General features: G+C 53.2%; 13 protein-coding genes. 1 reads left to right on the plus strand and 12 read right to left on the minus strand.

The window, feature by feature from the left end:
- Positions 1-4: 4 nt before the first annotated feature.
- The 11 genes from J4772_RS29035 to J4772_RS29080 form a co-directional block, all read right to left on the minus strand.
- A complete protein-coding gene (locus tag J4772_RS29035; protein WP_116059938.1) occupies positions 5-892 on the minus strand; it encodes a carbohydrate ABC transporter permease in 888 nt (295 codons plus the stop codon).
- Positions 893-917: 25 nt separating this feature from the next.
- Positions 918-1,859 carry an ABC transporter permease gene (locus J4772_RS29040; RefSeq protein ID WP_246016442.1) on the minus strand — a complete coding sequence of 314 codons (942 nt, stop codon included), beginning with the start codon at positions 1,857-1,859 and terminating at the stop codon, positions 918-920.
- A 171-nt stretch (positions 1,860-2,030) separates the two neighbouring features.
- Positions 2,031-3,905, minus strand: coding sequence for a sensor histidine kinase (locus J4772_RS29045; RefSeq protein WP_209072546.1), 1,875 nt, complete (start codon positions 3,903-3,905; stop codon positions 2,031-2,033).
- Positions 3,880-5,514, minus strand: a complete 1,635-nt coding sequence (locus J4772_RS29050; protein ID WP_209072547.1) for a helix-turn-helix domain-containing protein — start codon at positions 5,512-5,514, stop codon at positions 3,880-3,882. Before J4772_RS29050 ends, J4772_RS29045 begins: the two co-directional genes overlap by 26 nt.
- Positions 5,515-5,677: 163 nt before the next feature.
- On the minus strand, positions 5,678-6,376 hold the full coding sequence (locus J4772_RS29055) for an MBL fold metallo-hydrolase (protein WP_209072548.1): 699 nt from the start codon (positions 6,374-6,376) through the stop codon (positions 5,678-5,680).
- A 46-nt stretch (positions 6,377-6,422) separates the two neighbouring features.
- Positions 6,423-7,844 (minus strand): family 43 glycosylhydrolase, encoded by a 1,422-nt coding sequence (locus tag J4772_RS29060; protein ID WP_209072549.1) that lies wholly within the window; start codon positions 7,842-7,844, stop codon positions 6,423-6,425.
- Between the two features lie 46 nt (positions 7,845-7,890).
- Positions 7,891-10,194: a glycoside hydrolase family 95 protein gene (locus tag J4772_RS29065; protein ID WP_371822920.1), complete on the minus strand. Its 2,304-nt coding sequence runs from the start codon at positions 10,192-10,194 to the stop codon at positions 7,891-7,893.
- 26 nt (positions 10,195-10,220) lie between these two features.
- Entirely contained in the window at positions 10,221-10,949 is a 729-nt protein-coding gene (locus J4772_RS29070; protein WP_209072550.1) for a response regulator transcription factor, read from the minus strand.
- Positions 10,927-11,268 (minus strand): sensor histidine kinase, encoded by a 342-nt coding sequence (locus J4772_RS37200; RefSeq protein ID WP_247741242.1) that lies wholly within the window; start codon positions 11,266-11,268, stop codon positions 10,927-10,929. Before J4772_RS37200 ends, J4772_RS29070 begins: the two co-directional genes overlap by 23 nt.
- A 16-nt stretch (positions 11,269-11,284) precedes the next feature.
- A complete protein-coding gene (locus tag J4772_RS37205) occupies positions 11,285-11,629 on the minus strand; it encodes a sensor histidine kinase (RefSeq protein ID WP_247740885.1) in 345 nt (114 codons plus the stop codon).
- A gap of 211 nt (positions 11,630-11,840) precedes the next feature.
- Positions 11,841-14,942: a glycoside hydrolase family 2 TIM barrel-domain containing protein gene (locus J4772_RS29080; protein ID WP_209072551.1), complete on the minus strand. Its 3,102-nt coding sequence runs from the start codon at positions 14,940-14,942 to the stop codon at positions 11,841-11,843.
- A gap of 141 nt (positions 14,943-15,083) precedes the next feature.
- Between J4772_RS29080 and J4772_RS29085 the strand changes: the two genes are divergently transcribed.
- Complete coding sequence (locus J4772_RS29085; protein WP_209072552.1) at positions 15,084-15,923, plus strand: helix-turn-helix domain-containing protein; 840 nt, start codon at positions 15,084-15,086, stop codon at positions 15,921-15,923.
- 8 nt (positions 15,924-15,931) lie between these two features.
- Here J4772_RS29085 and J4772_RS29090 read toward each other — a convergent pair whose 3' ends face one another.
- Positions 15,932-16,480, minus strand: coding sequence for a response regulator transcription factor (locus J4772_RS29090; RefSeq protein ID WP_247740886.1), 549 nt, complete (start codon positions 16,478-16,480; stop codon positions 15,932-15,934).
- Positions 16,481-16,517 lie beyond the last annotated feature (37 nt).

The following is a 16,517-nucleotide window of genomic DNA, read 5'->3' on the forward strand; positions in this document are numbered from 1 at the left end:
TCGCTTAGCCTTTCACGGCGCCCAGCATGATGCCCTTGACGAAGTATCTCTGCATGAACGGATAGATCAGAAGAATCGGCGCCGTGACGATCATCGTGATCGCCATTTTGACATTCTGCGGCGATATGACCTGCTGTGTCGTTTGGTTGCCAAGCATTCTCCTTGTCGTCTCCTGGGCAAGCGCTTCCGATTGCTTCAGAAAGTTAAGCAGCGTAAGCTGCAGGGTCTGCAAGCTTGGATCATTAACCAGAAACAGGTTATCCATCCAGGAGTTCCACTGGTTGACCGCGTTAAACACCGTAATCGTCGCGACGATCGGGAGGGATACCGGGAAGATGATCTTCGCAAACACCGTCCAATAGCCGGCGCCTTCGACGACTGCGGCTTCCTCCAGCGCCGCCGGGATTTGTTCGATGAACGTTTTCATCAGGATGACGAAAAAACCGACGATCAAGGAAGGCAAAACATAAAGCAAAAAATTGTTTTTCAAGCCCAGCGTCTTCATCGTGAGGTACCACGGAATCAATCCCGCGTTCAAATACAGCGTTACGACGACGAAGCGGTAGATCGTTTTCCGAAGGGGCATCTCCTTCTTCGTGATGAGATAAGAGAACAGCGCGCAGCTGAATACGGTCAAAATCGTTCCGAGCACGGCCCGCGATGAGGAAATCCAGAAGGAAACCGAGATCGTCTTCTGGCTCAGCATTTCGCGGTAGACCGTAAGGCTGAAGCCTTTGGGCCAGAGATAGATGCCTTTGGCCATCTGGATCGGATCGCTCACGGAATTGATCAGGATATAGTAGAACGGATAAATGCAGCATAATGCGAATAACGCGAAAAATGCGGTGTTTAACGTATGGAACGAGAAGTCGAGAAATCGCTCGCGTCTCATGATCGGATCATGCTCCCTTCTACGGTTAGATGATGCTTTCCCCGCGAATTTTTTTGGCGATCCAGTTAACAGAGAACAGGACGGTCACGCTGACAATCGTCTTGAACATGCCCAGCACGGTAGAGTAGGAAAAATCGTTCGTCTCCAGCCCCACCCGGTAGACGTAATAGTCGATGACCTCCAATTTGTCCGCGACCAAGGCGTTATAGAACACGTAGTACTGCTCGAAGCCGTTATTTAGCATGTTGCTTACGTTAAGCAGCAGCAGGACGACGAACGTCGGCATGATGCCGGGAACGGTAATGTGCCAGATCGTGCGAAACCGGCCGGAGCCGTCGACCTTGGCTGCGTCGTAAAGCTCCTGGTCGATGCCCGCGATCGCGGCCAGGTAGATGATCGCTCCCCATCCGAGCCCCTTCCACAACCCGACCATCGTCTGGAAGGCCCAGGCGATATCGCTATTGCCCAAGAAGTTGAACGGCTGCTTCAGCCACTCCAGCTTGAGCAGCACCTGGTTGACCACGCCGTCCGATACGGCGAAGAACACGTAAAACACGGAATAAACGAGTACCCAGCTAATAAAATTCGGCAGCGTCGTCGTCACTTGAACCCATTTACGGAACCATTTTCCCCTCATCTCGTTCAGCAGAATGGCGAACGCAACGTAAGCCGGGGAAACCAGAATGCCCAAGAAGCTTAAGACGAGCGAGTTTTTCAACACGCGCGCCAGATCCGCCCCTTGCTCCGTAAACGCGATTCGTAAATACTTCAGTCCCACGAACTCCGATCCGCTAAGAGGAATTCCCGGCTTGTAATCGTAAAAGCCGTATACCCACCCGAATAGCGGGACGTAATAAAACACGAACACCGCCACAAGAAAGGGAAGCGCCATTAACAGCAGCTTCATGCTGTATTTTCTTTTTTTGGTTCTCTCTCCAGGCAGCCGCGACGCCGTCTTGACCTCCAAACTCTCTCCTCCTCTATCTGCTCTGCCTTTTCTATGCCTTAGAATAAGAGCAAAAAGGCCGCAGCGAAATGACCCCGAATCCGAAAAACATGCTCGTTTTTCGGATTCGGGGTCGAGTCGGCTGGTCGGCCTTCAAGAAGTGTTCCGTTATTCGGATTTATTTGCCGGAATTCAGGTTTCGGCGACCGGAATGGAGATTTCGATGCATGTCCCGCCGCTTGCGGAGCGGATAATCGAGAGGCCCGGAGACTCGGGAAAGTTCAAGCGGATCCGGCGGTGGACGTTCTTGAGGCCGATTCCGTATTCGGAAGATTCGGGGGATTCGGAGGAGACGGGATTCCGCTCGGCCTCGTCCTCCGAGATCCATCGCCGAATGCCGGACAACTGCTCTTCCGTCATGCCTTGGCCGTCGTCAACGACGCGAACGGTCAAGTCGGAGCGCAATCGTTCCGCCTCAATTCGAATGGTCCCCGTGTACCCCGTTCTCTCGAAGCCGTGCAGAACGGCGTTCTCTATCAACGGCTGCAGGAAGAAGCGCGGAACCATGCAGGGCAAAGCCTCCTCGGAAACCTCGAATTTGATTTCGATGCCTTCGCCGTAACGGTAGTTCAGAATCGTGACGTAATACTCCGCGTATTCCAACTCTTCCTGCAATGTGCATAAAGGAGCCGTGCTTTTGAAAATAGGCCTTAGCAAATTGCTCAAAGCCGTGATGCTCTTCGTGATGTTGTCCGACTTGCTGACGACGGACATCCACCTGATCGTGTTTAGCGTATTGAAGAGGAAGTGCGGGTTGATCTGGGCCTGAAGCATTTGGATTTCGGCTTTCGTTTTCTCCTTCTCCGCTTCCCGGTTTCGTTCGATCAGCTGCTTGATTCCGCGCGACATCCGGTTAAATCCGCCGCTTAAGCGGCCGAACTCGTTCAAATCTCGATCGTCCAGGACGATTTCCAGTTGTCCTTTCTCGACCCGCCCCATCGCATCCATCAGATTGTTCAGAGGTTTCGTGATTTTGCGAATCCATAGCGCGGCAGCGACGAACGCGGCGACAAAGCACGCGCCCACGATCCAGAACAGTTGAAATCTCAAGTTCAGAATATCCCCGATCAGCTCATGGATCGGCACCTCTTTGACCATCGTCCATTCCGTGGCCGGAATGCGGTAGAATACGATCTGTTCGTCTTTTCCCTTCACGCTGCCGCTCTCCGTGCCCTCGGGAATCCGAACGCACGCCTCGCTGCTCGCGCCCAGCCGGGATTTGTCCGCGTGCGAGATCATCCGCCCGTCGGCATCGCACAGATAGATTTGTCCGTTCAGCCCGGATCTCAAGTTGTTGTATAGCGAAAACAGCTTCTCTTCCTTGACGTTCAGAAGCATGATCGCAGTCGGAAGGGATTGGTATAACGATTTGACGGAACGAGCGGCGGTTACGAGATTCCGGTCCCCCGCTTTCTCCTCCCCCGGCAGCGCCTGCTCGCCGAAATCCTCCCGGCGGTTCGCTCCCGCCCAGACGAGCTTGGGATACGTCTTCCGCAAACCCGAACGCAACGATTCCCGATGAAGATCGGATGAATAGAAGCTCCCCTGCTTGGCGGCGTCGCGAAGCAAAGCCGTCTTCTGACCCGCGACTCCGATCGCCCTTCCGTCCTCGGCATAGAGATAGATCGAATCCAAATAGTCGTAAGTCCGTAAGTAAGCGTCCATTTCTTCCATGAGATCGCGGTGCAGTTGAATTTGGCTTGGGGTATCCTTCAAATCGTTATCGAGAAATTGTTGGATCTTCGAGTCGATCAGCAGCTGCTTCGTCATTTTATCGATTTCCTCGCGGAACTCGTTCACGGAATCCCCCGCCTGCAGAAAATACTGCATCGTGGATTCGTTCGTCTTCTTCTCAAGAATGCTCAGAACGCCGAAATAGGTTAGCAGCGCGCTTAGCACTAATGCGATCGAGGTAATCAAGATGAAGGAGAGCCGAAGTTGAAACCTTAGGCTTCGCCTCCTTCCGGTTCGCCTGGGCCGCTTAAAGATCGTGTTCAGGCCGGTCATCCTCCTCCGCCCCTCCGTCCCATTGCTTGCGGTATTCGCGTGGGCTCATGCCGCACACCTTTTTGAAAGCGCGGCTGAAATGGCTTGTGTTGACGAAGCCTACCCGTTCTCCGATTTCGTAGGCCTTCAGACTTGTATTGAGAAACAGCTCTCTGGCTCTCTCCACGCGATATTGCAGCAAATAGTCGACGAAATTCTGCTTCATTTCCTTCTTGAACAGTGTGCTGAAATAATTCGCGTTCATCGACACCGAATCGGCGACCTGCTGCAAGGAAAGATCCTCCGTATACCGGGACTCGATGTATCGGAGCGCCCGGGTAATCGGCCCACTCTTACGCTGTCGGGCCGCGAGCAAATCGAGCGTATCGGCAGCGTAGGTTTCGAGAAGCGAGACCATATCGTCGAGCGTCTTCGCCCCGCTTAGACGCTGGGCGTACGTTGAACATAGCGCCGTCATCTCCTCGCCCGCCAGGCGCAACGCCAGTACGGGCGCATGCAGCCATTGCATAAATGCTTTTAGCGCCTCCGGTCTCGACCGGTACTGATCTCGGTTCAAGAAATCTGCGATGTTCCCGGCGAATTCCGTGCTGTATTTCTCGTTAGCCGTCGCCCACGCATCGGCCAGTCTATGCAGTCTATCCCGCGATCCCGCGGGGAGCACCGACAATAAGCCCCTCCCCCAAACGTAATCGCGACCGATCCCTTCGGCAAAGGAACGTTCCAAGGCTTCCAAGCTTTCGTAGTATTGCCGCTTTAGCCCCTGAAAGACGTTCTGCTTGCCGCTAATTCCGAAAGTGACGGGCACGTTGAAGTAGGTGTTCATCACCCTGCGCAGATGAGCCGTCATTCGGAACAGCGTTTCCTCAGCCTCCTTCTCCCCGGTCGCCTCGGGATGACTGTACAAAATCGCATAACGGTTCTCCAAGTCGTGAAAAGCTTCGCAGCGCCCGTAAATATGGATAACCTCGTTCAGCACGTTCATGAGCGAAAGGCGGATCAATTGGCCGTTGTCGTCCTTGAACTTCTCTCTTAAGCGCTCGAAGGAGCCGATCTCCATCGCGCAGACGGTCAAATTCCGCGGGCTCAGATTCAGCTCCAGCTCCTTGGCCCTTCGAGCGAACTCCTCGTCGGAATACTTGCTAAGGAATAAATAATCCTTGATTAGATTTTCCTTTAGGACCTCCATATCCGTTCGAGTGGCGAACGCCTTCGGGGACGAATCCGGGAAAGCGGCGTCAAGCTCGCCGCGCAGTCTGGCAAGGATCTCTTCCATCTCCTCGGCGGTCATGCTTTGCTTGACGACATATCCGCTGACTCCGAGCGACATCGCTTGTTTGGCAAGCTCGAACTCCTCCAAGCAAGTCAGAATAAGCAGCCTCGTATGCGGACTAACGCCCCTGATCTTGGTTAGCAGCTCGATTCCGCCCATGATCGGCATTCTTAAGTCCGTAATGACCACTTCGGGCCGGAATTTCTCATACGCGCTCCAAGCTTCCTCGCCATTAGGGACGTCCGCGACCACCTGCATGCCGTATTTCTGCCAATCGATCGAATTTTTCAGTCCGAGTCTTACCAGAAGTTCGTCTTCCGCGAGCAGAACGCGATACATGGAATCCCTCTCCCTCGAATGCAACCGTTTACAGTAACCTAGATTAACATCCGAACCGGAGGTTATCAATAGCACCTTGGTTATGTGTATCCGTTTGATCGGTTACCGAAGAGCAAAGGACCGAACCCGCAATTGAGCGCGGACTTGGTCCCTTTTTCCCAGTCTAAATGATCTGAACCATATTCTCTGTTACTTTCTTGTAGGTATGAAATATGCCCGGATCGTGAAAGGGCAGCGGAATAACCCCCATCCCATGAGCCTTCTTAAGAAAGGCCTCGTTTTTCTCCGTATTGGAAAATATGCCGATCGGTCTCCGGGCTGTCAGATTTTCGGCCACATAGCATTCGTCTCCGGTAATCGCATAATTCGCGCCGTCATGCTGAAAATAAACGACGGATGAACCGACAGTGTGCCCCCCAACGACCTCGAACTGGAAAGTATCCAGAAACAGCTCAGCTTCCTTCACGGTCAATACGTTGCTTTGAAGCAGCCTCTCTCTTACGGATAGACTCGCATTCTGCAAAGCATACTCGTATTCATCACACCCAATAATGATTTGCGCGTCGGGAAACCGATCGATATTGTCAATATGATCGAAGTGGCTATGCGTAATAAAAATGATATCGATGGAGTTCAGGTCGACAGCGCTCGCGACTTCCGCTTCGACATCGATCAGTTCGATTCCCCACTTTTCCGCAGTCTGAGGGTCTCGAAATCCGACATCGAATAAAATGCTCTTCCCCCGATAGCGGGCGACGTAATAGGACCATGGAATGCGCATAGGCTCGTTGACGCTTGCATCGCGAAAGACGTACTTGGATTTGAATGGCGACTCGCCGAACTTTACTGCGTAAAGCTGCATCTTTTCCCTCTCCTTTAGTTCTCCTCCGGCGCCGACTCCGTTGGAATTATTCCAGCGCGAACGAAGCCAGGCTCGCGCCGCCTTCGCCCGTATAAGTGAAGTACAAGGCCTGCACCCCGTCCGGAATGACGAGATCTGCCGAGTATTCCTTCCATACGTTCGTAAAAACGACCGGAATCCTTCCAAGAACCGGTCCGTTCCAGGAGATTCTGATTTCGAAAGCCCCGCGGCAATAGCCGCGCGTCTTGATCTTTACCTTGCGAATCCCGGAGCAACGGAAGTATTTGAAGCCGGCCGTCGCCGAATCCCGCATATTGGCAATATAGCCGAGCTCCTCGTCCCCGTCCCGGCCGTCCTGAGTGATTTTCGGAAAACGGCTGTCCATCCATTCTCCCGGCGAGCCGGTGTAGAGCGCTTCGTCCTTGCAAAACAGATTGCAGGCGATATAGGCCGGATACTCGCCCCGCCCTTCGAGCGGGCCTCCGTTCGGGCCGCACGAGGTCATCTCCGCTTGGGGAATCGTACCGTCCTCAAGAAACCGGATCGGCTCGATGCAGCCTTGCCTGCTGAAGTTGGCGCCATTGGTGTGCCGGTGGTAGAAAATGCGCCACACGTCGCCGACTTCCACGATGCTGCCGTGATTGTTGCCTCCGTAATACATCGGCTTGTCCGACGGCTTGTAAGTATCGATATGAAGATCGTTGTTGCTGACGATCACCCCCCGATAGACGAAATCCCGCGTCGGAGAGCGGCTCGTGGCATAGCACAGTTCATGCATGACGACCGAGGAATAGATCAAGTAATAGAGATCCCCTCTTTTGCGTATGGACGGCGCTTCGAAAAACTCGTGCCCCTCGAATCCGCTGCCTTGACTGTACGGCTCGCTCGGGATCGCGACGACGGGCTCCTCGACTACGGTCAGCATGTCCGGCCCCAGCACCGTGACCCACGCGCCGCTTCGGCTCCGGTCGCCGATGGCGCAGAAGCCGGTGTACAAATACGTAACGTCCCCTTCCGTCACTACGCCCGGATCGAACTGCGGCTCGTCGCCGTCCCTCTCCCCGAGCCGGGTTCCGTCCGCATATTTGACGTACCCGTAGAAGGCATATTCGCCAGCCGGAGTGTCGCAAACGGCGACGGATACGATCGGGACCTTATCGAGAACATAGTAGAGATAATAACGCCCGTCGGGTCCGACCGTCACATCCGGCGCGTATAGACACATGCTGCCGTCCGGATTGATCGGATCGGCCGTTTTCCGGTAAATGACCCCTTCGTAGCGCCAATCCGACAAGTCTCCTTCGGACGCCGACCAGCAGACGTAATCGTTCAGGCAGTAGGCATGACCGTTAAAGCGGTCGTGAGAGCCGTACACGTATACTCGTCCGTCGAAGACGTAAGGCTCTCCGTCGGGAATGTATTCCCAGGACGGCAGATAGGGATTATAGCCCTGCTTTACGATGTTCATTCCGCTCGCTCCTTGTCCATCGATTTCTCAGCTTGGATATCTCATGCTAACAGCGCGCTTGGAGCAAGACAGCCGCCCCGGCCTCCGCGTCGAGCTCCAGTTGGTTCCCGTCAAGCCACCGGGGTTCTCCGGCAAGGCCCCCCGCCTGCAGGCACACGGGATGGTCGCAGCGAATGCGATAGGTTCCTGTGCGATCCGGCCGCAGGACGGCTTGTTGAATTCGACCGTCCTCCCAAACTAAATCTACCGTAACGCCTCCTCGCGCCCTAAGCCCCCGGATCTCCCCGCTCGCCCAAGCCTTCGGAAGAGCGGGCAGCAAATGAATCGTCCCCCGGTGGCTTTGAAGCAGCATTTCGGCGATGCCCGCCGTGCCGCCGAAGTTGCCGTCGATCTGAAACGGCGGATGGTTGTCGAGCATATTCGGCAGCGTAGAGTGGGCCAGCAGGGCAGTCAGGTTGGCATTTGCTTCCTCGGCGTCCCGCAATCTGGCCCAGAAATTGATAATCCATGCCCTGCTCCAGCCGGTATGTCCTCCCCCGTGCGAAAGACGGCGCTCCAGCGTGCGGCGCGCAGCCGCGCTGAGCTCGGGCGTCTCCTCCGGCGAAATCTGGGTTCCCGGATGCAGAGCGAACAGATGCGAGATGTGACGATGCCCAAGCTCGACCTCCTCGTAGTCTTCGTACCATTCCTGCAGTTGACCGTGCCGCCCGATGCGGGGTCGCGGAAGCTTGTCGCTCGCCCGGCGCAGCTCGTCCAAAACGTCGTCATCGGCTTGCAGACGCTCTCCTGCGGAGAGGCAAGCCTCGAACAGTTCCCTGGCGATCTGGCTGTCCATGGACGGACCATAGCACAGCACGCCCGTCTCCCCGCTTGATAGCCTGTATTCGTTCTCCGGGGAGACCGAAGGGCAGGTGACGAGCTCGCCTCCTGGAAGCTCGACCATATAATCCAGCAGGAAGACGGCCGCCTCCTTCATGATCGGATAGGCGCGCCGCAGAAACGCCTCGTCCCGGCCGAAGAGATAGTGCTCCCACAGATGGAGGGACAGCCAGGCCAGTCCGAGCGGCCAATAAGTCGAGGACATCCAGAGATCCTGCGGCGCGGTGTCCGCCCAGATGTCCGTATTGTGGTGCGCGGCGCTTCCCCGGCAGCCGTACATCGCTTCGGCGGTCCGGCGCCCGTTCGGCACCATCCGCTCGATCAGATCGAAGAGCGGCAGATGACATTCGGCCAGATGGCAGCTTTCGGCCGGCCAGTAATTCATCTGCGTGTTGATATTGATCGTAAACTTGCTGTCCCAGGCCGGGAGTATGTCCTTGTTCCAGATCCCCTGCAGGTTCGCGGGCAGCGACCCGGGCCGGCTCGAGGCGATCAGCAAATACCGGCCGAAGTGGAAGTACAGCGCCGCAAGACCGGGGTCATCGCGTCCCGCTTTGACATTCTCTAGTCGCTTGGAGGTTTCCTCCTCGCTCTGGGCGAACGCAGCGCCGATACGCAGCCTCGTCCGGTCGAACAGGGAGCGATAATCCGCCATGTGCGAAGCAAGCAGCTCCGAATAGGATGCGGCGGCAACGCGCCGGGCGTTGTCGAGCGCCGCCGCCTCCGGGTCCAGTTCGCGAAAATTCGTCGCCGCGGTCACGACCAGCACGACGGCGTCCGCCTCCGAGACGACCAGATGCTCCCCGATCGTGCGCACGGTTCCTCCCTCCGTCCTGCAGACGAGCGCGCCGCAGTACCGGACGCCTCCGCCGCTGTCGCCGGTCATCGCCAGAGCATTCCCGTCTTCCGCGCGAATACGGTCGACGTAGCGGAACCTCTCCCTGCCCATTCTGGCGGTGAACGAAATTCGGCCGGAGGCGTCGGCCGTCAGCCGGATGACGATCGCCCCGTCCGGGAAGCTCGCGAAGATTTCGCGGCCGTACCTCGCCCCTCCCGCCGTGTAAGAGATTCGAACGACGGCTTCGGACAGATCGAGCTGCCGCTCGTAATCCGCAATGTCCGCGTCATGCTCGAAGTTCAGAAACAAATCCCCCAGCGGGACGTAATGGCGCTGGGTTTCCGGAATGGCGGTCAGGGCCATTGCAGCAAGCCGCTCGGCCTCCCGCAGCCTGCCTTCGAGGACGAGTCTGCGAATTTCCGGCAAGTTCGCCAAGGCATCCGGATTATGCCGATCTCTGGCTCCTCCGTGCCACAAGGAATCCTCGTTTAATTGCACCCGCTCCGCGCGGGGCTCGCCGAATATCATGGCTCCCAGGCGGCCGTTGCCGATCGGCAGCGCTTCCTCCCACTGCCTGGCAGGGGAACGGTAGATCAGCCTGTCTTCGTATCCGGGGCTTTGCTCTGACATCATCGCTACTCGCCGCCAAATTCGATCGTTCACGGTTCATTTTCCTCCCTCTGTTCCCCCTCCCGGTATGCGCCCGGGGTAGTGCCCGCGTATTTTTTGAACACCTTCGTAAAGTAGTGCTTGGTGTCGTAGCCGACCTGCTGTCCGATGGCGCATACCGTCAGATGAGGCTGGGTTTTCAGCAGCTTCTGCGCCTCGCGGATCCGCAGCGCGTTCAAGTAATTGACGAAGGTGTCCCCCGTCTCTTTCTTGAACAGGCTGCTGATATAATTCGGATGCAGGTTCATCCGGTCCGCGAGGTGGTCCAGGGACAGATCGTTCATGTAATTCGCCTGCATATAGGCCAGAATCCGTTCGGCATGGCGGCTGTATTCCGAATCGGACGCTGCCGGCAGCTCCTGCTTGACTCGTCCGAGCAAAGCCGCAATCTCCGCTTTGTCCAAGGGCTTCAGCAAATAATCCACCACGCCCGAGCGGAGCGCCTGACGGACGTATTCGAACTCGTCGTAGCCGGTCAGGATGATAAAACGATCGCACAGCCCCTCCAGCCTGGCTTCTTCGATCAATTCGAAGCCGTTCTTCTCCGGCATGTTGATATCCGTAATCGTCACGTCCGGCATATAGCCCTTCATCGTCTCCAGCGCCTCGGGAGCGTTCAATGCATCGCGTATTTCCGTACCGGTCGGCGCGACTTCCCGGACGATTTTAACCAAGCCGTTCAGAATCAAGGGTTCATCATCCACGATCAGGATCTTCATCGTCCGTCCCCTTTCTTTTCGCGATGGTGATTCGCAAGCAGGTCCCTTTGCCCGGCTCGCTGAAGACTTCCAGCCGGGATTCTCCTCCGAAGAAAGCTTTGATTCTTTCGTTGACGTTCGTCAAGCCTATGCCGATCGGCTCCTCCGCTTTCCTGGGCTCGTCTTGCCTGGACAGCCTCTCCTGCAGCTCGAGAAGCTTCTCCGGCGGAATCCCGTTGCCTGTTGTCGGTAATATCGATCGCGACCTCCCGCTCCGTCTCCGTCGCCTGCAAGCGAATATGAACAGGGCGCAGAACGGCGGAAGCGCCATGAACGACACCGTTTTCAATAAGCGGCTACAGCAGGAAACGCGGGCAGGCCAGGCGCCGGGCGTCGACGGCAACATCGATCTCGTAGGGCAATCGGCTCTGCAGGCGCATTTTATGGATATTCAGATAAAAGGTGACCATCTCGATCTCCTTCGCGAGATCCGTCTCGTCCTGTTCGGAAGACAGACTGTAACGCATCAGCTTCCCGAACCAGAAGGAAATGTCGGCGACCTCCTTATCGTCGTTGGCTTCGGCGACCATTCGGATCGTTTCGAGCGTGTTATACAGAAAATGAGGCTTGATCTGCGCCTGCAGCACTTGATAAGCCGCTTCCTTGTTGCGCAACTCGGCGCGATGGACGTTGTTGATCAATTCGTCCATTCGCCGGACCATGGCATTGTAGGTAGAGGTCAGGAATCCGATTTCATCCTTTTCGAACTTGCCGTTTTGATCGTCAGTTGCCTAAGGTTCCTTGTCCGCGGCCGTATACTTGTTCTGAATTTCTTTCAATAAAGACCTCTGACTTTGGCCAGTGCCTTTATCAAAAATTCACTTCTAACCTTCGCTTTCGAGGATCTACTATTCAATCCACGATCTCTAAAGTGATCTTGTATGCATAGATGCCCTTATCGATTTTATATTCATCGTGAATATTTTTGGTCCATCCAGTATCTCCACCAAGACCTGCATGTTTGTAATCGATATGAAGGAAAACAGAATCGGATGTGCCAAGCTCGTCCTCGTAGGCGGCATTGTCATACTGTCCGATGCTGTACTGATGGATGTCAAAATGGAAGTGACCCGCCGAGGTAACTTTTACCTTGCGGTCATCCGCCGACACATACAAATAACGGACATCTTCCTTTCCCCCGCACTCAACCGGCACGATGTAGGGAACATGCTGTTCTTCAACAGAGCTTTCATATATACCGACGAAGGCAGCCGTTTTACGGTCCGCATAGTTCTCCCATGGCCCGCGGCCATACCATTTGATACTCTTCCAGGCAGCAGGGAAGGTAAAGCCCAGACCGATTCTCGGTAAGGTATCGACATTAGCATTATTCACGACAGTGTTAGTAATTTCAATGCCTTTACCGCCAATCGAATACTCCGTAAGTGTTTCAATGCATCCATGATAAAGAACATGAACCTGAATGATGACTAATGCAGGCGCTGCATATACCCGGATACGCTTGATCTCTTTCTGATCGGAGTCCAGCCCGAGGCTTCTCCAATCATCTGCATAGTTTAGCGTCTCACCAGGCACACCTGCGTCTATCCCCGTTGGCGGCCGATAGAAATTGTTCGCTCCGCCCGTAAAGTAGTCTTGATTATTGTATCTGACAGAAATGAACTCTGCCGTTTCTTTCGAGAAGACCACGTTCGTATTTTCATTATAAATATGAATTTGATTCGCAGCTTCTTCATATACCAGGCTCCCACTTTGAATATCCCCGGTATGTATTTCATATACGGAATCTTTCAACTCGACCTGGCACGCATAGATACAGGTTCCCTTATTTACATAATAGGTGTCCTCGTTCAGATAAGCATAAAAATTCAGGAACGCTTCCCCAGAGACCTTGGTTGGATCGTATGGTACCTGAAGACTTTCGATAGCTCCGGCCGGCGTGTGTAATCGGGGTAATGTACCATTTTCCACAACCTTCCCGTCGCAAACAAGTTCCCAACCGATGTCCAGGTGGCTTAAGTCCCGATGCGTATAATGATTATAAATTCGATAACGTTTATTACCGGGAACATCATAAGGCCGTTTAAAATAATCGATCTGGACGGGAGCTTGTACATTTTTAATTTCATAGGCAGCCGGTTTCAGCGTTAAATCCGGAAATACAATGCCGTTCAGGCACATATCGGGCGCGGAATCAATAATCTCTTCCTGGAAGGCGCCGCCATAAACATATTTTTTGTTCCCAGATTCATCATGCCGGACAAGCGCTTTATCCTGGAAATCCCAAATGAAGCCGCCCTGAAACCGCGGGAATTTATAAATAAGGTCCCAGAATTCCTTGAAATTCCCGTTGCTGTTGCTTTTCGCGTACGCATATTCACACATAATAAACGGCCGCAAGTCATCGCTGCTCGTCATGCAATCCACGATCCAATCCTTCTGAGGATACATGGGCGCCATGATATCGGAAATATTGGCCGGAGGATTCAAGGACTCATACTGAACATATCTTGTTTTATCATATTCCTTCATCCACCCGTACATGGCAGCATGGTTCGCTCCGTAACCGGACTCATTTCCCAAGGACCACAGAATGATCGAGGGATGATTCTTATCTCGCAACACCATCCGTGCTGCACGTTCCATATAAGCATGCGTCCATTCGGGAGATGCGCTGAGCTGGCCGCCGATGCCATGGGTCTCAATATTGGCCTCATCCACAACATATATGCCCAGTTCATCACAAAGGTCGTACCATTCGACGGCATGCGGATAGTGACTCGTTCTTACCGCATTGATATTTAGCGATTTCATGATCTTGATCTGCTCACTCATATACTCCGTCGACACCACGCGCCCCGTTTCGGGACAAAATGCATGAAGGTTGGTTCCGCGAATTATGAGACGTTTGCCGTTAATTTTCAATATCCCGGTGTTATCGATGCTGATTTCTCGGAAGCCGACATTTGCACTCTCGATGTCAACGACATTTCCGTCAGGGTCGATCATTTCCAATACCAATTTATAGAGGTAAGGAATTTCGTCGCTCCACAATTGGGGACTCTTAATGGTTTGTTTGACTTTCGCCACATAGTTGTCTTGCAGGTAGGATCTGAAATCCGCAAACTTCGGCGTCTCAAATTGCGTAACCAATTTTCGATCATGATCATAAAGAGACAGACGCACGTGAGCTTCCCCATAACAGCTTGCTTGATTATTAGGATAAACCGTCACGGCTAATTCGGCATTGTCATAATCACCCTGGAAAAGCGTTTCGATTTTATAATCATGAATTCGCATTCGCGGTTTTGCATAAATCAGAACATCTCTGAAAATACCCGATAGATGCCAGTAGTCCTGATCCTCCAGATAAGAACCGGCTCCGAATCGCATCACCTGAACGGCCAAAAGGTTTTGCCCCGTTTGGATGTAATCGGTAATATCAAAAGAAACGTTAAGCTTGCTGTCCTGCGAATAACCGACGAACTTCCCGTTTAACCACAGATAAAAGCAGGATTCCACACCGGCAAAATCGATAAACAAATCTCTGCCGTTAAAATGTTCAGGAATTTCGAACGATAGGACATAACATCCGGTGAGGTTATCCTCCGGCACATAAGGCGGATTCAAAACAAATTCATCTTGCTTCAGTTGAATTTCGTGATGAGAGTCCGCCCCCTTCGGCGCAAAGGGATACTTAATATTAGTGTATATAGGTTTCCCGTATCCGAACAACTCCCAGTTGGAAGGAACAGGGATATCATCCCATTTGGACACGTCATATGCAGGATGATAAAACTCATCAGTTACTACATCCGGAGATGAAAACGTTTTAAATTTCCAAGTGCCGTTTAAGCATTTTACGTATTTTGACGCTCTCCGGTCGCCGCTTAGCGCCTGTTCCACGGTTTCGTATATTCCATACGGCTCATGCATGGGATGACGGTTCTTGTGAGCGACATGCGGATTCTCCCAGTCTCTGTTCAGCTTCATACGTTTCGAATAACCCCCTCATAAGTTGTCTTAATTGGTTGTGCTATGAAAGTCGATACCCTTATAATATAAGGACAAGTTTTCATATAAAATGTTAGGTTTGGTAATTCATTTATCCATTTTGGTAGGTGCGGTGACGATATGAATTTTGATGCTATAAAAGAAAACGATGTCGTATACCGGTGTATCGGAGACGATTTCGACCAGGGCATTTTGTCATGCGGCTTTATGAGAAAAAGAACGGCAGAGCGCTCCCAGTATGACTTCAGGATCGGATATTACAGCTGTTTGTTGGTCCTGCAAGGCAACGGACGATTTATCTCAAAGGAAGGCACCGTTATTACAATGCAAGCAGGGGATCTGGTACAACGTTTGCCTGATCGTATGCACTCCACCGAAATCGAGCCGAATGGGGAATGGATCGAGTTTTATATCAGCATAGGTTATCCTGTCTATCATTACCTCAAAACGCTAGGCATCATAAATCCCGACCAAGAGGTGCAGCCGACACGACATACAAGCGATATTTTGAATGAATTTGCCGCCCTGATTAACTCTCTTAAAGCCGCTGTAGATGAAAGGCTCCCCTATTTGCTGATGAAAGCTCAAGAACTCATTATCCGTTTGCACGGCAGCGTACATCATACTCAGAGAGAGCACAATGATCATAAAATCTCAAAAGCTTGCCAACTAATCGGCGGCGCCAATGATATCCATTACGATATTAAGGAAGCCGCAGCAGCCGTAAATATGGGCTATGAGAATTTCAGGAAGCTATTTAAAGCCACAACCGGAATTTCCCCTCAGCGGTACCACATTGAACATTTAATGAAACAGGCCAAAATGATGCTCCTCTCCGGACTCCCCATTAAACACGTAGCCGTTAGTCTTGGTTATGGGGATATTTATTCCTTTACCAAGCAATTTACGAAATCGGAAGGAATGCCTCCAGGACGTTATATCCGTAACCGCCACAGATAAGCAAGAAACTAAGCAGTCGTTCCCGTATATTTTTTGAACACCTTCGTGAAGTAGTGCTTGGTGTCATAGCCGACCCGCTCGCCGATCGCGCTTACCGTCAGATGGGGCTGCGCGCGCAACAGCTTCTGCGCCTCCCGGATTCGCAAGGCGTTCAAGTAATTGACGAACGTGTCCCCCGTCTCTTTCTTGAACAGGCTGCTGATATAGTTGGGATGAAGCTTCATCCGGTCCGCGAGATGGTCAAGCGATAGATCTTCCATATAGTTCGTCTGCATATAGGTCAGAAGCCGTTCGGCATGCAGGCAGTATTCGGAATCGCACGCGGCCGGCAGTTCCTCATTGACGCGTCCCAGCAGGGCGGCGATTTCCTCTTTGTCCAAGGGCTTCAGCAAGTAGTCGACCACGCCCGCCCGAAGCGCCTGACGGACATAGGCGAACTCGTCGTAGCCCGTAAGAACGATGAACCGGTCGCACAAGCCCTCCAGTCGGGCTTCCTCGATCAGCTCGAAGCCGTTCTTCTCGGGCATATAAATATCCGTCATCGTCACGTCGGGCATAAAGCGCTTTGACCAACCCGTTCAGAATCAAAGGCTC

Source organism: Cohnella sp. LGH, assembly GCF_017671885.1.
GTDB lineage: Bacteria > Bacillota > Bacilli > Paenibacillales > Paenibacillaceae > Cohnella > Cohnella phaseoli.